Genomic DNA, 20930 nt, shown 5'->3' with positions numbered 1-20930 from the left:
GTGTCATTGCCATCACCGGCATTGATCGTATCGTTGCCGGCGCCGGCATTGATGATGTCAGACGTGTTTGATCCGGTAATCACATCGTCGCCTGGAGTACCGGCAAAGTTCACCAGCATCGCTCTGAGATCAGCTCTGCTCCACACCGTGCCGTCGGCGAAGACGATCTTATCAAGGCCGCTCTCAAGGTATTCGTAGAGATTGCCCTGGAGCAGGATGCTGTCGCCATCGCCCGCACCCGCCGCACTCTCGGCGATGACAAGCGTCACATCGTTGCCGTTGCGCACCAGCGTCACGTCGCCGGGATTGATGCCGGACAACACCAGCCGGTCGTCGGTATCCCACATGCCCGAATCCGAGATCGTGTCGTTGCCGTCGCCGCGTGCGTAATAGATCGTGTCGTTGCCCCAGCCGCTGTCGATCGTGTCGTTCCCGATCCCGCCGGTGATCGTGTCATTGCCATCACCGGCATTGATCGTATCGTTGCCGGCGCCGGCATTGATGATGTCGGCCGCGTTGAAGCCGGTGATCACGTCGTTGCCTGACGTCGATGCCTCGGCCAGCACTGCTGCCCGCATCGTGTCACGCGTCCATATCGTGCCGTCGGCAAAGACGACCTTCTCAAGGCCGGTCTGATAGTACTCGTTGAGATTGCCGCTGAGCAGGATGGAGCCGGCGTCGCCCGCACCCGCCACACTCTCGGCGATGACCAGCGTCACATCGTTGCCATTGCGCACCAACGTCACGTCGGCGGGATTGATGCCGGACAACACCAGCCGGTCGTCGGTATCCCACATGCCCGTATCCGTGATCGTGTCGTTGCCGTCACCACGGGCGTAATAGATCGTGTCGTTGCCCCAGCCGCTGTCGATCGTGTCGTTGCCGGTCCCGCCGGTGATCGTGTCATTGCCACTACGGCCATCGATCGTGTCCGCTCCCGCACCTGCGGCGATGACATCGTCGAAATCAAAAGCCGTGACCGTGTCGTCACCCTCGGTCACCTGGGCAGCGATCAACCGAACGATGATGTCGAACTTCGATAGAATCGTGCCGTCAGCGAACGCAAACTGCTCGACATCGTTCATGTCCCAGACGGCGATATCGTATTCGTTCCGAATGAGAAGAGAGTCATTCGATCCGGCAAGCGTTATCAGCAGGTCGTAGTCGCCGACACGTTGGAATGTGACGTCATCAACGTTGACGTTGCTGTTGAACCGGACTGTGTCGTTATCGGAATAGAGCACAATGCCATAGCTCTCTTGGACGATGTCTTGTCCGTCGCCATAGCCGAAGAAATAGGTGTCATCGCCATCGCCACCTGCGAGGTAGTCGTTGCCTGCCCCCCCATCCAGGGTGTCATTTGTCCAGAATCCGTAGATGGAGTCGTTGCCTGCCGTTTTCATCGAAAGCAGATATTGGCTGCGGATGTCGGCGGCGTTCCAGACAACGCCATCTGAGAAATGGATCTCATCGACCTGGTCTGGTCGATAATTTATGGCATTGTAAGAGAATTGGCCGATCAGCGTCAGCGTTTCGCCGCTGTCGCGAAGCCTTATGACGAGATCGCTGCTACCTGCATCTCGAACTAGCTGAATGTCAGATGCGACTACCTGATCGTTGAAAATGATCTTGTCGAAATCGCCGCCATTCAGAGCGCCGGCGCCACGCTCCTGGATCGTATCGTTGCCGTAGCCATGGCCCCATACGTAGGTGTCGTTGCCGTTGTAACCGTACAGGGTGTCGTCGCCGGCCCCTCCATCAAGTATGTCGTCAATATCCAAACCTTCGATGATGTCGGCACCGCTCGTTTTTTCCGACGCGATGAGCATCGTCGCGAGTTCGTGCCAGGAAATGCTCTGGTCGCCCGACGTGAAATCAATGCGCTCGATACGGTCGAAGAAGATATTTCCAAAGACACCAGATGCGGCGTAGGCGAACTCGTTCTGGAGCGTAATGCTTCCCTGACCACCATTGACGTAGATAACAATTGAATGGCGGTCGCCATCCACCCTGCCGAAGCTAATATCCTCTCGGCCGATACCTGCTCCAAATCGCAGGAAGTCATCGGTTCCGGACAGAATGTTGGTCATTCGATCCTGAATGACGTCGTGACCGTCTCCAAGCGCATAGAGATAGAGATCGCTCTGATTTCCGCCGGAGATGAAGTCGTCACCCTTGCCAGCCCGCAGGATGTCTTCGCGCTCCATGCCATAGAGCTCGTCATTTCCATCAGTAGAATGGGCTTGCAACACGATGCTGGCGACCTGATCGCTTGTCAGGCTGCTGCCGTCATCGAACGTGAACAGGTCGATGCGGTTCATGTACCAGGTGCCATAAGGACCGGTATAGGTCGCAGCGAATTGTCCTTGGATGGTAATCTGGTCGAGCGGACTATTCTTGAAGCGGATGACGAGATCGTTCGATGCGCCATCGCGGAGGAATATCAGATCCCCACTACGGATGCCGTCCAGGAACTGAAGCATATCCTGGTCATTGCGGAAGGCATTGCCCTCGAAGTCGTGGATCGTATCCTGCCCGTCGCCACGACCGTAGCGATAAATATCAGTATCACCGCCGCCCTCGAGCAGGTCGTCTCCCTTACCACCCTGCAGGACATCGATGTCCTCCGTACCTGTGACGTGGGTCGATGCATCATCGATCTTCGAAACGGCTTCGGCAATGTCCACCTTAGTCCAAACGCTGCCGTCCTTGAATACGATCTGGTTGATTCCGAAGTCGTGGGAGGCGTCGCTAATCATCAAGCCAGGCCAGCGCCCTTCGAACTCGTTGGTGATGCGCAATACAGCGCCGGTGACCTTATCGGTCAGAAGCAGGTCGATACCATCGCGCGAGGCTATGATGTCGCCGGCATTGTGGGCGGAGAAGCGGACCGTATCGACGCTGCCGCCGAGACCATCGTCGTCAAAGATCTCAGTCGAGCCGAAGCTCTTGCCGATAACATAGTTGTCCGAGCCTGTCCCGCCGCGAACGACCGTTTCGCCACCATCGACGATCAGGATGTCGTCCTGTCCGCTGCCAATGACCACGCCGGTTCCGGTGAAGAACAGATCCTGCGCCATGCCGAAGGCATGCGCGAAGTCGACGACTGAGATGCCGCCGGCATGCTGCTCAACCGCGTTGAGCATGTTCTGCACCAGGAAGGCATAGGTGTTCTTCTGAGATGCCGATCCACGGGAATAGTCGGACAGGAATACGTCGAAGAAAGGCTTCCAATCGGTGAGCCATGACACGGCGTCGCTGCTTTGCTCGGCATCGGCAAGAAGCGCAGTGAAGACAGCGGCAATCTGCGAGCCGCTCTTCGAGGTGAAGCCGTCGCTTTGGGCATTATAGTCGATGCTATCGAAATAATGCGCAAGGGGACCGCTTTGCACCGCCAGCCGAACCGCAAAGAGGTCGAGGGCATCATCCATCTTGTCGAGGAAGGCCGCAACCGCCTGGTAGCCGGCGGTGGCGGAGTCCGGAACATCGAAGAACGCGTGCAGCGATTCACCGATCAACCGTTCATAGAAGGAGAAGTCCGAGCCGGAGATCGTGTCGATGACGACGCCGCTGCCGAGCGTGTGATTGGCCGACGATGCAAGATTGCTGCTCCAGTCGGCCTTCTGGTAGTTGTAGATGCGCAGGTAGTCGTCACCGTCGCGGTAATCGAGATAGGATACCGAAACGCCGTTATGCAGTTCCGTTCCGGTCGTGACGACAATCGATGAGTCGCCACCCGTCCATTGCGATAGGAGGCTGGAGAGCTCGCCGCGTCCCGACGTACCCTCACTGCTCGAGACGATGACGCCCGAGGCCATCCGGATGCCCGGAATGTCGGACGTGCTGTCACCGGCGGAGGAAACGCCCCAAGCGTAATCGACGACATTGCCGTCTTTGCGAACGATCGCAAGGTCGTCATACGCGGTCAGGCCCGCGGCGCCTGTTATAATATCAGCACCAATCTTGACCGGAGAGCCTTCAGCCCATGCCGTCAGGATAGGCCGGATTGCCTCGCGCAAGTCCGATAGGACCGGCGACGTCAGCGTTTGGACTGCAGCGCGCACAGCCGTCTCGGCTGTCGGAAGAACGCTCAGTGCCTCGTGCAAAGACACGAGGGTGCCACGCCCCTTAAGGTCGGCAAGGTCGAGGACCGACTGGGAGACCTGGATCGGAGCACCGACATAGGTGGTGTTCTGGTTGTCGAGACTGAGCAGCACGTCTGCGATCGTGCGAACCGTACCGTCAGCGAGCGTATAGCCTGCGGTGCTGGTGATTGTATTTCCATTGACCGTCTGGGTCGTGGTTCCGGTGTTCGGCGTCACGTTGATCGAGGTAATGCCACGATCCACGACACTCTTGAGCTCACCGGTATCGGTGCGGTGGTTCTCGTTGGCATCCTGCCAGACGAGAAGTGAGGAGAAGCTGTCGGCCGATGTGACCGTACCATCGCCATTGAAGTCTGCGAGCCCACTATCGTTGGCGTCGACCTTACCGTCGTGATTGCCGTCGAGAAGGGCGAGTGCGGCGAGTCCCGAAGTGGTGGCGTTGCCGAACATCTCGTCGGAACCAGTGATCTTGCCATCACCATTAAGGTCACGGACAAGAACGCCGTCGTCCTTGCCGACGAAACCGGATGACTCGGCATAGAGATCGTTGTCGAGATCGAGCTTCGATTTGGAGCGATCAAGCGCCGTGAGTTCGATGCCGTCACCATCGAGGTCGAGGACGAGAGGATCCTGACCACCCCAGGGATAATGACCCGTCATCGTCTTGATCATCAGGCCGAGAATGTCGAACGCGCCCTCGCCGAGCACGGAATACTGCCCCTTCATATCGAGCGTAATGTCACGGAAGCGGACGAAGTACATATGGTATTCGGCCAGGAAGATCCCGCCTGGCCCAACTTCGCCTTCGCCGCCTGGGCCCGCCGTCGCCTGATCCTTCCAATTGAGGACATACATCGTCGCGACGCCATCCGACGGGGTCCCATCGGCATTGGCCACATGCCAGAATGCATTGCGGATGACGAGTTCTCCCTCGGCATTCAATGCATAAGCTGTTCCATACGGACCCCAGGCATAGGGATCCTCCGACGCTTCGTTTTTGAGGCCGCCATAAAGCGTCAAGACACCGCCGAGCGCGATGCGGTCTTCGCTGCTGAGGTCAGTCACACCGATGCCGTTGGTGAACCAGATCTTGTCCTGGCCCTCACCGGTGGTGATGATCGAGCCGAAGTCGGCACTGATCAGCACATCATCATGATCGCTGAGCTTGACCTGATCGGCGCCTTGAACATGCAGCGCATTGTTGTAGCCAAGCGCTCCCTTGGCCGCGTAGTCGACAATGGTCAAGAGTTCCTGATCGTAACCCTGCCATTGGAATACGTTGTCAAGCGTGTAGACGTCATCGTGGTCCGACGTCACACCGTTGAGGTAGTTAATGCCGTGCGACAGCCCAGAGTAGTCGACGACATCGACGTTTTCAGTGAAGGCGTTAGGGCTCAACCTCTCGCCAGCCGGCACCTCGGATTGGATACGCCCGGATTTGCCCATATCGATGAGGATGGGTGCATCGAGTGCGGCATCGTTCAAAACAAGTTCGTCAGCTCGGTCTGACAATTCGACCTTATCGATCGAAAGAAGGATGTCAGTACCTTTTGCGCCGCTATTGGCGTCCTCTATAGTTATTTTAATGGCCTCAGCCTGGCCGAGCGTGGTTTTCTGGAGATCGGTGACGCGAAGGCCTTGTGTGAAGTCAGAAAGATCTCCGGTCGCCTCGGGATCCGTTGCTGACGCACCCGGATCAACCGTGTATCGGACCGTGTCTGTTTCGGTGCCGAATACGAGCCACTCGAGGAAATCAGTTAGAAGGCCAACCTTTTGATCGCTGCCGACGTAAATATCGTTATCGTTCTTATGGCCAGTGTTTACGTTCTCTTCAGTGACCGAGTCGATGAACAAATCGTTTCCGGAACCCCCGATCAAGATGTCGCGGCCGCTATGTCCATCCAAAACATCATCACCGTCCGAGCCAGCAATTATGTTGTTCTTAGAGTTGCCATCGACCGCGTCGTCTCCATCGGTAGCAGCTAGCAATGACGCATGGTGCGGGTCGTATCCGCCGTACCACTCAGGCAGCTTTGTCTTGAGCGGATCTTCGGAAACCGAAAATTGTATCGCGCCGATTACCTCTTGGATCGGCTTGTCTTCTGAGCTGGGATACAGAGTATGAATTGCCTCCGTAACGACACTGCTTCCGATTGTATCAGCCGTGCGCTCGAACAGGCTCTCCAGAAGCGTCTTCACGCCTCGGATTTCGATAAACGCGTTAGGGTCGTCCTGCCCCAAGCGCCATAGTTCCTGGTTTATTTCAAGCGTAAGAATACTTGCTTGATCAGCGGTCTGGACTGCATCGCCATTCTCGTCAGAAAGCTGAACAACTCCTTGCTCGGGACGGTAGGGGCTTGATTCGCCGTAGTCGTGATAGTTGACCTGTCGAACAGCCATCAAACCGGCAAATTGCACGATTGCTTCCGCCAGACCATCCAAAGCACCTTCCAGAACTGCTGATGACTTCCCCGATGAGACTAGAACTCCGAGAGCATCAGCGTCGTCGAAAAGAGCGCGCGCCCCCGTGTTGCCGAAGATAAGATTGCCCTCGTCGAGTACGGAATAAGCGATCGCATTCAGCATCTTGCTGGCTGCCGTTCCATATCCGCCCAGTTGATCCGCTTCAGCCGCAACGCCAAGCTGTTCGTCAAAATATGCTTTGAACAGAGACCCGCCTACGGAACTCCAGCTCACATGATGTTCAGCATCGGCGTAAGTCGTGAGAACCATAAGCGCCTGAGAATGCAAGCTGATGGCATCCAGCAAGCCGCCGCCATAGGCATTCATGGGCACGATATGAGACTGTCCATCGACCGAGAGCCCATATACGAGAGCTGCCGCCGCGATGGCGTCGACCTGAGCCGCGTCTGCACCGCGAAGTTTGTCGATCAACAGATTCGTTGGTATCCCGAGAAACGGCCCAAGGACGCGCGCCAAAGCTGCCACCTCTCCATCCATTCGATAGGAGGTTACGCTCGTGGCCATGGGGAGCCTGAAACCGTTAATGGTTAGGCCTTCCCCTTTCAGCGCATCGAGAACTGTGTCGGCAATCTGCTTTGGATCGTCAGCGATTGTCAGGGTACTGAAAAACGTATCAAGCGACGCCGTAAGCGCGAGGCCTAAGTAGGGTATCTCGTTAAAAACAACAGTCTCGGTTCCTGTCAGAGACCCGATGAAACCAGCAAGACTACCGCCGAGGGAGTGACCGGTTATGATCACATTTGACGGTGTGGACGAGTCATAATCGTCATCGCTGGAGTTCCATCCGGGGAAGACTTCATGACCCGTTACGTTTTTATAGAATTCTTCAGCATAGTAGGGCTGGAGATGAACGATCGGGACACCTGTATCGTCGCCGGTCATCCCAAAGGAACTGGACCAGCCGGCAATTATGTCCTTTAACGTCTCGATCGATGGCCAGCCGCCATTGGTGATAAAATCCGTGCCTCGATAGGCAATTACCGTTTCCGTAGTCCCGCCAACTGTCCATTTATAGGAAGTGGCGCTAAAACCAGATATGCTTGCAGTTCCGTCAAGTACATCGCTGGACAACTTGTCGACTTGGGCATTTCCAATTCTATTGGAGAGTTCGTTCCCGTCCTTGTCTGTAACTTGCGGGTTATCTCCCCTTGAATATGCATCCAGAGCAAGCAGGGCCAACATTACGTTCTTGTCGGTGGGCGTCTCTGTCATCGGCTTCCATCTCCAAAGAATCTGGCGGGAGTTATTATGTAGCTAAACGGCAGTTCATTGCGTGGGCGCGAGACCCCTGGAGGATCGCGTGGAAAAATTTTTCCGGGCGCCACGGCGGTATCGAGCCAGGGGAGCCGTTCTCGCAATTTATTGGTGATAGGGTCAGTCGTTATTTCGATATCGAGACCTGTGAAGTGGATACCTGGGAAGTATCGACCGAAATCCGCGGACTGGATTTCAAATATCGTTTTGGGATCGGTTTCGTTCTTGAACGAGACAATCACAGGCAGTCTGCCCGTTTTTAGCTTGAAGGGACGGCGACCGCTCGCATCGCGTAGTGTTGCAAAGTCCGCTTCCGACAGCGAACCAATGCTATTCTTGATGCCAAGGCTCGTCAGTACTCCGGCTTCGTAAACTTGAGTCAGAGTGTTGTTCGGATCATGCTGGACCGGCAGGATATAGGCCGTACTTTTGTCTCCGAGATCGAAAATCAGCGCCTCGCCGTACAGACGTGTGACGCCACCATTTCCGATAAGGCTGCGCGTTACCTTGGAATAGGTGATTTCCATCACCGAGGAACTCTCAATCGGTCGGCCATCCACCGTAGCCGACGCAATAACCTTAAAGCGAACAGATGCACTCTCACCCTGGCAAGACGCGAGAGGCAGTGCGCAAAGTGATGCCAAGAGCGACCGACGCTTCATTAGCTGCCCATTTTTCAATCAAGAGTTTTTCGCTACGATGAGGGGCACAGCCTTCATTATAAGCGACGCGAGCACGCTCACTGTCTGCATGTTGGTGCCAAACCCACCGCAACGGATATCGCACACCCGGTCGAGGCGCGCTCAAAGTTGACATTTGTTGTTGGAGTTTCGGCGGCCAGCTCGATCAGTTCATCACGTTGCCAAACTCAGCGCTGCTTGCAGCCGCTGACGTGACACCGTTAGTCAGTTTTCCCAAGATTTCCCGATCGACTAAATGGGCGACCATCGGGTGGATCTTGATGTCTCCTCGCTTGGCAACCTGATGAAAATTCGCCAGAACCATCGTTGCCAGCTCGCGTGTGGGCGCGATCACGTCGAGCAACCAAACGACCTCACCGCTCTTCCAGTCTTCCGGCTTCAGGCGGGCCGGGAACACTCCCGCCTTAGCCTGCTCCGAAATACGAGCATCAACCTCGGCACTGACAGTCGCCCAAATGGCGATCGCCGGCGGCTCAATGCCAGTGACGGCCTTGGGTGTCGCGATGGCGATACGATCATTAATTAAGGGATCCACAACCAGATGATGGAGGTCGGATAACATCTGACTGCGGTAGCGTGGCACCGAGCTCATCGCTAGAACAACCTGCCCAAATGTTGATTGCAATGCCGCCTTAGCTCCGGCAAGCTTCTTTTTGGTTTCATCAGATAATGGGTTTTGACTTGATTTAGCCGACGCTTCCGTCGCAATGTTATTCATGTATCCCCAGCCCCATGGGTTTCGAGCAAAATGGCTCGATAGAGTTGCAATCGGTCTATGCGCGACTGCCAGATGGACATTACAAATTGAATGTACAATTGCAAGTGAAATTGCCGCGCTATGCTCTCTTTGGGTGAAAATTTCGTCCGTGTCCTCTTCCGGCCCTTGACGGATGAGGCATACCCTCTCGTCAACAAGTCAGCGACCGAACTCAGTCGACTAGTCGGGCCGGGTCCCGACTCGGCCGCACGAGCCGCTACGGCTATTGCGTGCCAAGTCGCCCGAACTGACCCGGCCGACGTTTAGCCGATGTCGGCTGGGCCAACTTGTAACGGGCGGGTGGGCTGGAGTCCTCACCGGGAATGAAGGCAAGAACGAGAAGCATGCCGTAGAAGAAACAGGTAATTCCCTGGATCGCAAGCGTCGGCAAGGGAATTGCGAAAAACCTCGGTAAGAAGACGGGCGCGAGCAGCAGCCAAAGCAGATATTGAGACCAACCAATGTCGCGAAGCCGACTCGATACCATGTAGAGCAGGCCTACAATGGTGATCGCTGTCATCGCAATCGCGGCAACCATGTAAAGCGTTTCGAAGAAGGAGCGGCGGGCAACGAGCTTGGCTGTTTCGGCATCGCCCGCTCCAGTTCCCATGGCCATCTGTATAGCCCCTTTGGCCGCCATAGCACGGAAATTTTGCATGTCCTCTGCCGTCGGCTTGCGGCCGGAGGCTGCAACCTGCTTCACCAACTCTTCTTGCCCTTTGAACATCAGCGGCATGTTTTTGCCGCTGACCTCTCCTCCGACGGCGGTCCCTGTGCGTGGCGCCATTAACTCACGCGCTGCCTGATCATGTTCGGCCATAATCAGGCGCTCGATCGGGTCCTTCGCAAAATCGAAGCAGAACATGAGCAGAAGCAGCACGGCGTAGGTGATGCGTGTTAGGCGCGATTGGCCAAAAATGGTCATCAAGTCCAGATCCATCTCGAGGTGAGCGGACGATGCTCGCTGCAGCTCAAGGATTCGCTAACGCAATACAACTAGTTTTACGGATATAGGTGAAAATCATCGAGTTTTTCCTTCGCCGCTTGGTCTGTTCTCAATTTTCGCATTTGGTCCATCGGCGTTGGACGCGGGTTTTGATCTGAAGTGACGGATAGCTGTTTGGATTGCGAGAGTCCTCTGCCTGTGAAGCTCTTGAACGGGTCGAAAGCGGTGAGAAGGATTGGCTGGTGCCGCGCCTTGAACGGTTCGAATACGAACTGCATCAATAGCTATGTGCCTGCCATGCTTTATCTTTTGTTCACCTGCCGGCGGGTTCCCTTCGATCCTTTATGCGATCTTCCTGGCCCAAAACGTGAACCCCATAGCAACAAGCCAAGTGCTGGCCTCGAAAATCTCTCGCCGCGCCAGCGACGTAGGAACGTCCTGGGCCGAAGCGGATGTCGACTGCGGGCCAATATCGGTTCCCCGGGGGAAGCTTCATGCGTGCGAGCCCCCATTCTTTTGGATAACTTTCCGCACATCGTAAAAGCGTCATACTATCTTGGCGGGGAATCCGGAGAGGGGCATGCAATATCGCCAGAGGTCGGTGCTGTTCGCAGCACCTTGGCTGATCATCGGAGCTGCCGCAGTCGGCGTTTCGGGCGGTATAACCGTTGCAGACTTCGAAAAGCCGGAACTGTTAGTCGCTGCGCTGTTTGTCGGCATTATCATTGGGATGGCCATTGAGCAGTTCCTAACCGCGACGAGCAAACAGCCGGGGCGTGAGAGGAGCAGATCACGCCGGGAAGAAAGGCGCTGGAACGAGCGCGTCATACAGGGCCCCTGGCTTCAGACCCCAGCTGCTCAGCTATCGCGGCCAATCGATGCCACGGATCAACTGCGTATCGTGATGCGTTCGAAGTTCACCATCCAACCATTGCTGAACAAGAGTGAAGCCCGGGTGTTTCGAGAACTCGACAGTGTCGTGATCGGCTGCAATTCGTCCTGGCAGGTGATGGCTCAGGTTTCATTGGGCGAGATCCTTCGAAGTGCCGACTCAGAGGCCTACAGCTGCATCAACTCCAAACGTGTCGACTTGCTGCTCGTGGACGGCAATTGCCACCCACGGCACGTCATCGAATACCAGGGCGGAGCGCATCACCAAGGCACCGCGGCCGCGCGCGACGCGGTCAAGAAGGAGGCGCTGCGACGCGCCGGGATCGGCTATTATGAGGTGGTGGCTGGCCAAACGACGCCGTCGGAACTCAGACAATTGGTCGAGAAGCTGGTGGACAAGCCGAGTGTCACCTAAAGCGATCTCATCACGAACGCATGCAGGGTCGAGCCTCTTCGACCGAAAGAAACGATCGTCTTGCCTTGATGGAAGTGAGGCGCACCCGGGGATGATCTCCGATTTCCAGGCAGTTCGCGAAAATCTGTTTCCGGCCAGTCGCGCAGCGATCAAGGACTGGAAGGGGTTTCCCTGGCATCGTGATCGAACCAATCGAATTCAGGCCTATAAGGCGCATTCGTCGCAAGCCATCGCAATCGATGTGTTCGGCACACTTAAGATGAGCACAGATCGCGACCGCATTTTCGACGCCATCGCCGAGCGTGTGGGAGTGGCACCGGGTGGCCCATGGACAGTGACACTCGAGTGGACTGATACCGATCGGCTTCTGGGAGAACCCAGGCTCACGCAAGTCGATGCACTTGCCGTCGGCTCCGCGGCCGCACTCGTCATCGAGTGCAAGTTCACCGAACCCGGAGGACAATGTAGCCAAACGGCTGCTTCTCGCTCAGGCCAACGTCAATGCAACGGAAACTACGAAGACCAAATCAACCCGGGGAATGGCGTGCGGTCGCGATGCGCTCTGACAGGCAAGAGCATCCGCTATTGGGAATACATCCCAAAGGTCTTCGAGCTCGATCCGGTTGTCGACCATGCGCCCTGTCCTTTTAGGGGAGACGCCTATCAGTGGATGCGCAACGCCGTGCTGGCGGCAGCGATAGGCAAGCGCCGAAACCTTCAAGCGGCTGCCCTGGCAGCCTTTGCCGATCACCCAAGCTTTCCAACGGCGCGGAAAGCGATACGGGGCCTGATGGATCCGGGCCTCGCCGGCCAAGGGGCGATCACGCCTATCTCCTACCAGCAGATCATTGCGATCGCCTGCCAAGCCGGTCGAGACCGAGCGCTCTGGGACGCGCTTTCTGGATGGATAGATCATAAGATCGCACGGGCAGCGTCGCGAAAATCAGGCTTCCAAGAGGTTTGAAATGGATGCTGATATCTGGAATCGAGCCTTCTATGACGACGGCGAGTGGGTTTCCTGGTCCGACGTGGAAGAACAACTCCAATACCACGAGTGGCGCGCCAAATATCCCAATGCTATCCGACATCTGATCCCGTATTTTCAGGACCTCTTGGCACTGGCCGAAAGCTACCACCGTGAGACAAGTCGTCATCTTGATCTGTACGGCGTCATTGGCGAACTGTTCGGCGCCATCACCTACGGGATAAAGCTGAACAAGAACTACGCGCAGGGTGCCGACGGGCGGCTTGGCAACGATCACGTGGAGATCAAAACCATCACGCCGTTCAAGTCCAACGATGAGGTTTCCGTGAAAGTGTCGGGGAATTTCAGCAAGCTGCTCGTCGTGAAGATCAACGCCGACTTTGAAGTCTCATCGCGGATGGTTGATCGCTCGAAGCTTCCTAAAACGGCTAAACCTCTGCTGAGGATAAGGTGGAGCGATCTGCCCAAAGCCCAATGACGACTTCATGCGTGATCGCGCTAGTGGCGGCCTACCCCTCGTCGTCGAGCGCCCTCACTTCTCCGCGCGGCAGACTTTCATCGCTCGACGTGGCAGCCATAATTCTTAATTCGGATTTTTAGAATGCGCGCGTATAGTCCGCTTGGGATCGCAGCATCCGTGCCTTGAGGGGTCGGGGGCAATGAACTGGAATACATCGTCGACATTCACACCCGTTGGACTTACGCTGCGCGGTCAGCCAGCCCACAAGATCGTTCGCACGCTCGGCGACGCAGCGCATATGCTGATCACGGACTGGCCTTCCGATGATGGCGAGGAATACGTCAGCGCGGTGAAGGCCTGCGTTGATGCGATCAGCGGTCAGATTGCTCCGGAGCAATTCCGGGAAGCGTTTCTGCGTGCGGCCGATGAGGCTGGTATTGCTGCACTAACCGTCGTTCACCGATGAGAACTGTTGAAGAAGCGCAAAGCGACCTGTTCGCACCGCGTGGGGCGGCTCGCGCTGCGAACAGACTCAGGTTGCTGTCTTAGTGTGAGCAGAACCGGAGACCTCGATATTCGGCATCCGTGCGCCTTGAGCGGAATCGAACCCGCAACCTGCGAAAGTTCCAAAATCTCATCTCTCTGAAATCCATGGGCAATCCCAATGTTTGCCTACGGGCTTCCATTCTTGGTAAACACGCCGGCGAACAGCTTGTCGCCACGGCAATCGAGTGCATTCGCACTGAGCATCCGCTGTCTCGGCATGACCTCGCTCTCTAAGTCTGCGTAATGATCATGCAAAAATATCAGCGTCTTTCGCCTCGCGAACCCCTGCAAATATCTATCACCACACGCTTACACAGTTTATTTTGACGTGTAGTCTGCGGCCATGCTCCGATTACGGGCATAGCGCGATCGTACCGAGATCGCAAATGGAGGGATATTCATTGGGATACTGGAAGGATTTACCGGCATCTGCCGATCATCTGCGGCTGTTCAACCCAGCCAAGGGCTGGGTCGAGTTCGCCGATCAAGTTGACGGCGATGGCAAAACTACCAGTTTCGGCGCCAACCGCGATATCGATCTTGCGTTGAGCATCGCCATGAACGCCTCGAACCTGATGGTGCTGACCGGGGCCGGCGCATCATTCTGCGCACGAAATACCGCACAGAACGCTCTCACCGCGCCCGGCATGGGCGACCTTTGGGATGCGGTCAAAACCGCAGCCACCGACGACACATTCCAGGAAGTGATCAAGCTCATCCCCAAAGCCAAGGACATTGGAAAGAACATTGAGAAATTGCTGACCCAATGCAAAATTTATGTCGAGCTCTTCGACAACGCCCAGAGCGCCAAAATCACGAACTTCATTGGAACCGCCGAGAAGGCGATCTCCAAGCGCGTCAGCTTCGTCAACAAGGATACGGACCTCAAGGCGCACGGCACGATCATCCGTAAGATCGCGCGGCGCGGCGTGCGTAAGCCGCGCGCCAAATTTTTCACGACCAACTACGATTTGTGTTTTGAATACGCCGCGCGGACACAGCGCTTCTCCATCATCGATGGCTTTTCCCATTCCATGCCGCAAATCTATGATCGCGGCCATTTCTCGCACGACATCGTCCGCCGCGAGAATGCCAAGGAGGGGCCTGACTATATCGAGAACGTGTTCCATCTCTACAAACTCCACGGCTCGATCGACTGGAAGCGAAGCGGTGCCGATATCGTGCGGACTGAAGGCTCGGAAACGCCTCTCCTGATCTTTCCGCGCGACAGCAAATACCAGGAAGCGTTTGAGCCTCCTTATCTTGATATGATGGGCGCGTTTCAAAGCTCGCTGCGCGAGCCGGATACCGCCCTGATCGTCTCAGGCTTCGGCTTCAACGACGACCACCTGAGCAAGCCAGTGATGGCGGCACTGGAGGCCAATATGAGCCTCAAGCTGATCGTGTGTGACGTGGCTTTTCTCAGAGACGATGTCTTGGAGAAAGGCGATCATACCATCGCCGGGGAAAGCGCGGTGCGCGAGCATATCAGCGACTATTTCGAAAGGTTCAAGCACTTGGCGCGGATTGGCGATCAGCGTATCACACTGCTCAGCGGCCGCTTTGAGGATTTGGCGCTAGCCATCCCTGATCTTGTTGCGCAAACCGAACGCGAACGCCATCTTGACCGTATGCAGGCCGCGAGAGGCTTCGGCGATGGGGTACAGTCGTGATCAAACACAGCCTGGTTGATCCCGATCGCTATGTCGGCACGATTTCCGTCGTGACGGCGTCAACGGTGCAAGTGAACTTGCCTTACGCCACCGCCCGGCCGGAGCGCCGTGCCCTTGCGCGCGGCGCCGTCGGCGACTTCGTATTCGTGGATTGCGAGCTCGTGAAACTTCTCGGTCGACTGGTCGAAGTCAAACTGCCCGACGCCGAGCGATTGACCGTCGAGCCGACGCTGGGCACGCAACCCGACCCTCACCCGGTCGGCAGGGTGCAACTGCTGGCGTCAGTCGATCAACGCCAGAGCAAACTCATCCGTGGCATCCGCCACCATCCCCGCGTCGGCGACGCGGTTTACCTGGCCGATCCGTCGATGTTCGGCGAGCTCATGGCAAATTCACTGGTGGCGAGCGGTACGAGCGCGCTCGACATCGGCACGCTCGATGCGGGCAGCGGTGTACATTTGCGCCTGCCGCCTGAGAAGCTCTTCGGCCGCCACTGCGGCGTGTTTGGCGCCACGGGCGGCGGCAAGAGCTGGACCCTGGCCACCATACTCCAGCAGGTCAAAGCCGCTGGCGGTAAATGCATTCTCTTTGATCCCACCGGCGAATTTGCAGAAATCCCCGCCATATCGGAGCACTACGCCTTCGACCACGAAGAAGCCGGCAGCCAGCAGGTTCATTTCCCCTACCAGTTCATGACCGAGGACGATCTGTTTGCTTTGTTTCGCCCATCGGGCCAAAGTCAAGGCCCCAAACTCCGCGAAGCGATCAAGAGCCTCAAGCTTGTTAAGAAAAGTGAGGGACAGCTTGAAGGCGTGACGATCTATGAGAAAAAGCTGCTCCTTAAGAAGCAAAAGGACCGCCGCCCCTTCCTGAAAGCTTTGGAAGTGCATAGCGATGTGATTCACAGTCCGCTTTGCCACTTCGACATTGAAAACCTTCCCGACCAGGTTCAGCAGGAGTGCGTCCAGCCGACGGATTGGGACAATCCGACCCACTGGGGCAAGGTCAATGAGCAGGCCGTAGGCTACTGCGAAAGCCTGATCGCGCGCATGCGCACGTTGATCCATACCCCTGAGCTTGAATGCCTGTTCGGTAATCGTGGACAGTCCTTAGTAAAGGTTCTGGAAGCATTCTTTGCGTCCGAAAGGCAGGACATCCTGCGAATATCCTTCAAAAACGTCAGGTTCGAGCACAACACGCGCGAAATCCTTCTGAATGTCATCGGGCGCTTTCTCCTGGCCCGCGCCCGGCAGAACACCTTTCGAGACAAACCGATGATCACACTACTGGATGAAGCACACCAATTCCTAGGCCGAACCATCGGCGACGAATACGCCAGCGTGAAACTTGAAGCGTTTGGGCTTATCGCCAAAGAAGGTCGCAAATACGGACTGACGACCATCCTTGCCACACAACGCCCTCGCGATATTCCGGCCGATGTTCTCAGCCAACTTGGCACGTTGATTGTGCATCGTCTGACCAATGAAGACGATCGCAATGCAGTCGAGAAAGCCTGCGGCGATCTTGATCGCAACGCCGCTCTGTTCATCCCGACTCTCGCGCCTGGAGAAGCCATAATCGTCGGGCCAGACCTTCCCGCGCCGGTGCCTGTTTTGATTCACGAGCCCCCGTCGCCGCCCGATTCCAAAGGGCCAAAATACACGTCGTACTGGGCCAGTCGTCAGCCCAGGGCGGACTAAGAGCGATGGGGTGAAAGCATGCTTACAAATCTCAATCACCCAAAGAAGATGCGGAAGACCGCGCCTGCTGTCCAGGAAGCGAACCATCTCAACATGCCCAATCGGTCTGGGCGACGTGCCGCAGAGCGAACATTTACCAATGAGATCAAAAAGCAAAGTGATGCTACCTAAGGCCGACAATCTTCCATTGCACGCAACCGCCCTTCATGTAGATTACCTATACTGAATACTGGGGGAAGTCTTGCCGTCAACAACAACTATTTGGAATCCCGACGACTGGGAGATATTTGCGCTTGGCCTCCTGAATTGTCGGCATGGCGTCTTAAACGTTCACAAGGTACCCGCCAAAGATCAGGGCGACCTTGGTATCGACTATTACTGCAACAAGGACAGCGTCGCATATCAGTGTTACGCGGTAGAAGAGCCGATCGGAGTCGCTGAACGCGCGAAGAAGCAAAAAGATAAGATCACCAGGGATCTGGGTAAGCTTCAAAAAAACAACGTTATCGTATCGAAACTCTTCCTCGGCGCGCCGATAAAGAGATGGGTCCTGCTCAGCCCATTACACGACAGCAAGGACGTCAACATACACTGCGCGAACAAGACGACGGAGCTCCGATCGAAAGCACTGCCTTACCTCGACACTGACTTTGAGGTCCTTATTCATGATCAAGCATTTTTCGGCGCTGACGCCCTAACGCTGAATGCGGCGCAACTGTCGCTCATCAAACTTAGCATTCCAAATCCGACAAATCCGCAGATTAGCTCTTGGGAGAAGGAGAAGGGGTCACAGGATTTGCTGTCAACGGCTCGCACGAAGCTGGCGAAGCGTACAACTCCTCAAAAGCTTGAAGATGCGGTTGCGGATGCTACTCGTTATCATCTGCAGGGCGCGGCGCTTATGAGTGCACTTCGTTCTCAGGCACCAGAGTTACATGACAATCTTGCCACGGTGATTGCGAGCCGGAGGCGCCATTTAGAGTTTGCCGGCCCCACTGCAGTTACGGCCAGTGGCATCCTGAACGATGAGATTATGAACCTGAAGGAAGCAATCAAGGGTGCGGCGCCAAACCTATCACCTGAGAACGTCGATCAACTCGTGTTCGGAACCGTCTCTGAATGGATAATGCAGTGCCCATTGGATTTCCCAGATGTCCCGTGAAAGCCCTTTCTTAGACATCCTTAATACATCCAAGTTCACGTTCACCGTCCGCCCAGAGCCTGTCGCAGGCGACCTGCGGATGGCTTGGGGAATGGCGATACTGCTCCTAAGTGTATTTTACAGTCGAGGGAAAAAGGCGAGTTTTCAGAAGCTCCAATTTCTTGCTCATAATGTGCGACTCGAGGAGGGTCGAGAGGAGGCACTAGGATTGATCGCGGGACGGTATCGTCCACTCGACGTATCCGTAAGGGTCGAGCCTTGGCTAAACCGCGCGGTAGCGCTCAGCCATTCGATGGGTCTCGTTAGCGTTAACAAAGGATCGGTGGTTGTTTTGACGGACGAAGGTCGCAAAGCAGCTGAGGCAATTGCCAAAGCTAGCGGCGTACTTGACGCCGAGAGAGCCTTCCTTTCCGAGGTGGCGCCGAAGCTAACTGATGGCTTTATGAAAACGGTCTGGCGTCCGGAGAATCTTCTATGACTTTTAAACTGAGACGCCTAAGGCTTCGCGCGCTCACAGAGCGGGGCTGGTACGGAGTTGAACTCGGTTTCACCGACGGGCTAAATGTTCTTTGGGCCGACAACACCATGGGTAAATCAACCTGCCTTCAAGGGATGATTTACGTTCTTGGTTTGGAACGAATGCTGAGCCCTCGTCGAGAGATCCCTCTTCCACACGCGATGACAAGCCATCTTGTGACAGATAGTGGCGAGAGCGTGCGGGTCGTTGAATCTGACGTGATGCTCGAACTGGAAAATTCAGTCGGCACAATAGCGACAGTCCATCGCCCTGTCGTCTCAAAACTCGATGACCGCCTGATAACAGTAAAATTCGGCCCTGGTCTGTCTGAACCTGAAGGCCAGTATCGGACTCAGCAGTTCTTCGTGCGAGACCCGGGGGCTGCTCAACGTGAGGACGGTTTCCATCATTTCCTCGAGAATTTTCTTGGCTGGGAGCTTCCCGTCGTTCGAGGCTACGAGAAAGAAGATATCAAGCTCTATCTCGAAACCGTGTTCCCGCTGTTCTGGGTGGAGCAAAAGTCCGGGTGGTCCTCCATCCCCGCAGCCATTCCGACATATTTTCGCATTCGAGAGGTCCACAAACGAGCAGTCGAGTTCATCGCGGGGCTCGAAGCCTACGAGATTGAGCGCAAACGTGAACAGCTAAATCAACGCATCAACGTTCTTACCAGCAGATGGGAAACAAATTGGCATGACCTCAGCCAGCTGCTGAACAGATCTGCCTCACGCATTGAGGCACTTGGTACGAAGCCGATCGTTGATTTGAATGCGATCTCGAAAGCGTTCGTGTCAGTGGCAACACAAGTTGGCTGGACGCCACTTGATGACCATCTTAGATCGCTGAAGTCCGAACTCGACACTATTTCCCAAGCCGAAGTGCCGGTCGTGTCCGACAATGTCCCCGCCATAGAAGCCAAACTCGCCGAGGTGATCGCCCACGCGGAGAGCCTCAATGTCCAGCGCCTTTCGTTAAACGGCGTGAAGCAGGTAAAATTAGCAGACGTTGACGCCCTGACACGGCGGATCCAGACTTTGCGAGAAGATCTTCAAAAAAACCAGGATGTTCAAAAGCTACAGCGCTTTTCAGGCGTTCAATGGTCACTTAGTCCTGACCGGTGCCCCACCTGCGAACAAGGCTTGCAGGACACTTTACTTTCGCAAAATGCGTAGCATCGATCATGCCAATCGAAGATAATATCTCATACATCAAATCTGAAATCAGAATGTTTGAAGACATACTTCGGCGCGAAGAAGAGGAAAATCGAGAGCGTGAAGGATTACTCTCACAACTAAATCGAGATCTCAGCGAAGCGTACACGGTAATAAGAACACTAAGAGCTGATTTAGTAGCGCCGGCGACGAGCGTTTCGGCTTCAGCGATTGAAGAGCGAATTCTGATTGAACGGAAGATTCGAGATTTTTCCGAACTGCAGTCTTTCTTTGACGATGCGGTGAGCAGTTTCAGCACCCTGTCTGAGCAGTATACGACGCTTCTTCAACAGAGAAGCGCGCTTCCTGACGACGAGCTGTCCGACAGCGATAAGGCAAAGCTCAACCGTCTGTCTGAATTGCTACGTGCACAGGCGCGGCAGTTTGGATTTAAAACCTTTCAACCCGACGATCTTGCTATCTCCCAGGATACGTATCGTCCCGAGGTTGAGGGTTTTGAGATCGGTTTTGAAACATCCGCAAGCGACGCAATAAGATTGAAATGGGCGTATCAGCTTGGGCTGCTCGAACTCGCCGCTTCTTACAGCACGAACCATCCAGGTGTTTTGGTCTTCGACGAACCGCGCCAACAATCATCTTCGAAGGTCAGCTTCGAGCAGCTTTTGCGACGAGCAGCGACATCGAAGGCTCGTGGACAACAAGTGATTTTCTCCACGAGTGAGGATTTGTCGATCCTAGCACCGATAATAGGCGAGATTGACTGCACCAAGATCATTCTTAAAGGGCACGTCCTACAACCAATTTCGACAGGTGATTGACGCGAACCTGCCATGACGCCGGCAGGAGCCGAAGATGAACAACTTCTCTGTCGAGCGAGGTCGACGAGCGGCAGACGAGATTGACCTAAGATGACAGCTCTCAGCTTTTACGCGGCTCTCCTTGACCAGATGGATCTGGCCCTCGAACATCTCGACAAGGGCGGCGTTCATGATGCCCGGTTTGCGTTGATGCTGACCGACAATGCGGTAGAGCTGGCAATCCATAGGCTCGCTACAGAAAAGCATGCTCACCTCAAGAGCTGGCACCATTTAGAGGAGGCGTACTGACCTTGCCCCCAAGTTTTATCCAGTTTTGCGTTCGCTCCAGCGGTTTTTGGTTGCT

Annotated in this window: 15 protein-coding genes; 11 read left to right on the top strand and 4 right to left on the bottom strand. The window is 55.5% G+C overall.

Annotated features, from left to right (window positions below):
• The 4 genes from G9X64_RS36990 to G9X64_RS11220 all read right to left on the bottom strand — a co-directional run.
• Positions 1 to 7802 (bottom strand): calcium-binding protein (locus G9X64_RS36990; RefSeq protein WP_281360190.1); only part of this gene is annotated, 7802 nt, incomplete at its 3' end.
• Positions 7799 to 8371 (bottom strand): hypothetical protein, encoded by a 573-nt coding sequence (locus G9X64_RS36190; protein ID WP_179874269.1) that lies wholly within the window; start codon positions 8369 to 8371, stop codon positions 7799 to 7801. The genes G9X64_RS36190 and G9X64_RS36990, both read right to left, overlap by 4 nt.
• Positions 8372 to 8690: 319 nt before the next feature.
• On the bottom strand, positions 8691 to 9263 hold the full coding sequence (locus G9X64_RS11225; protein WP_096772207.1) for a toxin-activating lysine-acyltransferase: 573 nt from the start codon (positions 9261 to 9263) through the stop codon (positions 8691 to 8693).
• 262 nt (positions 9264 to 9525) lie between these two features.
• Positions 9526 to 10230 carry a hypothetical protein gene (locus G9X64_RS11220; RefSeq protein WP_141399576.1) on the bottom strand — a complete coding sequence of 235 codons (705 nt, stop codon included), beginning with the start codon at positions 10228 to 10230 and terminating at the stop codon, positions 9526 to 9528.
• Positions 10231 to 10828: 598 nt separating this feature from the next.
• On the opposite strand from G9X64_RS11220, the gene G9X64_RS11215 reads away from it, so the two are divergent.
• The 11 genes from G9X64_RS11215 (at position 10829) to G9X64_RS11170 (ending at position 20875) form a co-directional block, all read left to right on the top strand.
• On the top strand, positions 10829 to 11554 hold the full coding sequence (locus G9X64_RS11215; protein ID WP_096772210.1) for a DUF2726 domain-containing protein: 726 nt from the start codon (positions 10829 to 10831) through the stop codon (positions 11552 to 11554).
• Positions 11555 to 11645: 91 nt separating this feature from the next.
• Complete coding sequence (locus tag G9X64_RS11210) at positions 11646 to 12518, top strand: PGN_0703 family putative restriction endonuclease (RefSeq protein ID WP_096772211.1); 873 nt, start codon at positions 11646 to 11648, stop codon at positions 12516 to 12518.
• A gap of 1 nt (position 12519) precedes the next feature.
• A complete protein-coding gene (locus G9X64_RS11205; RefSeq protein WP_096772212.1) occupies positions 12520 to 13017 on the top strand; it encodes a hypothetical protein in 498 nt (165 codons plus the stop codon).
• 181 nt (positions 13018 to 13198) lie between these two features.
• Positions 13199 to 13465 (top strand): DUF982 domain-containing protein, encoded by a 267-nt coding sequence (locus tag G9X64_RS11200; protein ID WP_096772213.1) that lies wholly within the window; start codon positions 13199 to 13201, stop codon positions 13463 to 13465.
• 466 nt (positions 13466 to 13931) lie between these two features.
• On the top strand, positions 13932 to 15218 hold the full coding sequence (locus G9X64_RS11195; protein ID WP_239619774.1) for an SIR2 family protein: 1287 nt from the start codon (positions 13932 to 13934) through the stop codon (positions 15216 to 15218).
• Positions 15215 to 16918, top strand: a complete 1704-nt coding sequence (locus tag G9X64_RS11190; RefSeq protein WP_096772214.1) for an ATP-binding protein — start codon at positions 15215 to 15217, stop codon at positions 16916 to 16918. The genes G9X64_RS11195 and G9X64_RS11190 overlap by 4 nt, the downstream gene beginning before the upstream one ends.
• Before the next feature lie 241 nt (positions 16919 to 17159).
• Positions 17160 to 18080: a hypothetical protein gene (locus G9X64_RS11185; protein ID WP_239619773.1), complete on the top strand. Its 921-nt coding sequence runs from the start codon at positions 17160 to 17162 to the stop codon at positions 18078 to 18080.
• On the top strand, positions 18070 to 18558 hold the full coding sequence (locus G9X64_RS11180) for a helix-turn-helix domain-containing protein (RefSeq protein ID WP_096772215.1): 489 nt from the start codon (positions 18070 to 18072) through the stop codon (positions 18556 to 18558). Before G9X64_RS11185 ends, G9X64_RS11180 begins: the two co-directional genes overlap by 11 nt.
• A complete protein-coding gene (locus G9X64_RS36500) occupies positions 18555 to 19769 on the top strand; it encodes a hypothetical protein (RefSeq protein ID WP_239619772.1) in 1215 nt (404 codons plus the stop codon). Before G9X64_RS11180 ends, G9X64_RS36500 begins: the two co-directional genes overlap by 4 nt.
• 8 nt (positions 19770 to 19777) lie before the next feature.
• Positions 19778 to 20587, top strand: coding sequence for a hypothetical protein (locus G9X64_RS36495; RefSeq protein WP_245424667.1), 810 nt, complete (start codon positions 19778 to 19780; stop codon positions 20585 to 20587).
• A 90-nt stretch (positions 20588 to 20677) separates the two neighbouring features.
• Positions 20678 to 20875: a hypothetical protein gene (locus tag G9X64_RS11170; protein ID WP_171376567.1), complete on the top strand. Its 198-nt coding sequence runs from the start codon at positions 20678 to 20680 to the stop codon at positions 20873 to 20875.
• Positions 20876 to 20930: the final 55 nt, after the last annotated feature.

The organism is Rhizobium sophorae (genome assembly GCF_013087515.1).
Taxonomy (GTDB): Bacteria; Pseudomonadota; Alphaproteobacteria; order Rhizobiales; family Rhizobiaceae; genus Rhizobium; species Rhizobium sophorae.
This window is presented reverse-complemented; position numbering and strand designations above follow the sequence as displayed.

Excerpts from the sequence above, each read along its gene's own strand:
- G9X64_RS36190 (WP_179874269.1), bottom strand. The coding sequence starts at position 8,371 with ATGGAAATCACCTATTCCAAGGTAACGCGCAGCCTTATCGGAAATGGT.
- G9X64_RS11225 (WP_096772207.1), bottom strand. The coding sequence starts at position 9,263 with ATGAATAACATTGCGACGGAAGCGTCGGCTAAATCAAGTCAAAACCCA.
- G9X64_RS11215 (WP_096772210.1), top strand. The coding sequence starts at position 10,829 with ATGCAATATCGCCAGAGGTCGGTGCTGTTCGCAGCACCTTGGCTGATC.
- G9X64_RS11210 (WP_096772211.1), top strand. The coding sequence starts at position 11,646 with ATGATCTCCGATTTCCAGGCAGTTCGCGAAAATCTGTTTCCGGCCAGT.
- G9X64_RS11205 (WP_096772212.1), top strand. The coding sequence starts at position 12,520 with ATGGATGCTGATATCTGGAATCGAGCCTTCTATGACGACGGCGAGTGG.
- G9X64_RS11200 (WP_096772213.1), top strand. The coding sequence starts at position 13,199 with ATGAACTGGAATACATCGTCGACATTCACACCCGTTGGACTTACGCTG.
- G9X64_RS11195 (WP_239619774.1), top strand. The coding sequence starts at position 13,932 with ATGGAGGGATATTCATTGGGATACTGGAAGGATTTACCGGCATCTGCC.
- G9X64_RS11180 (WP_096772215.1), top strand. The coding sequence starts at position 18,070 with ATGTCCCGTGAAAGCCCTTTCTTAGACATCCTTAATACATCCAAGTTC.
- G9X64_RS36500 (WP_239619772.1), top strand. The coding sequence starts at position 18,555 with ATGACTTTTAAACTGAGACGCCTAAGGCTTCGCGCGCTCACAGAGCGG.
- G9X64_RS36495 (WP_245424667.1), top strand. The coding sequence starts at position 19,778 with ATGCCAATCGAAGATAATATCTCATACATCAAATCTGAAATCAGAATG.
- G9X64_RS11170 (WP_171376567.1), top strand. The coding sequence starts at position 20,678 with ATGACAGCTCTCAGCTTTTACGCGGCTCTCCTTGACCAGATGGATCTG.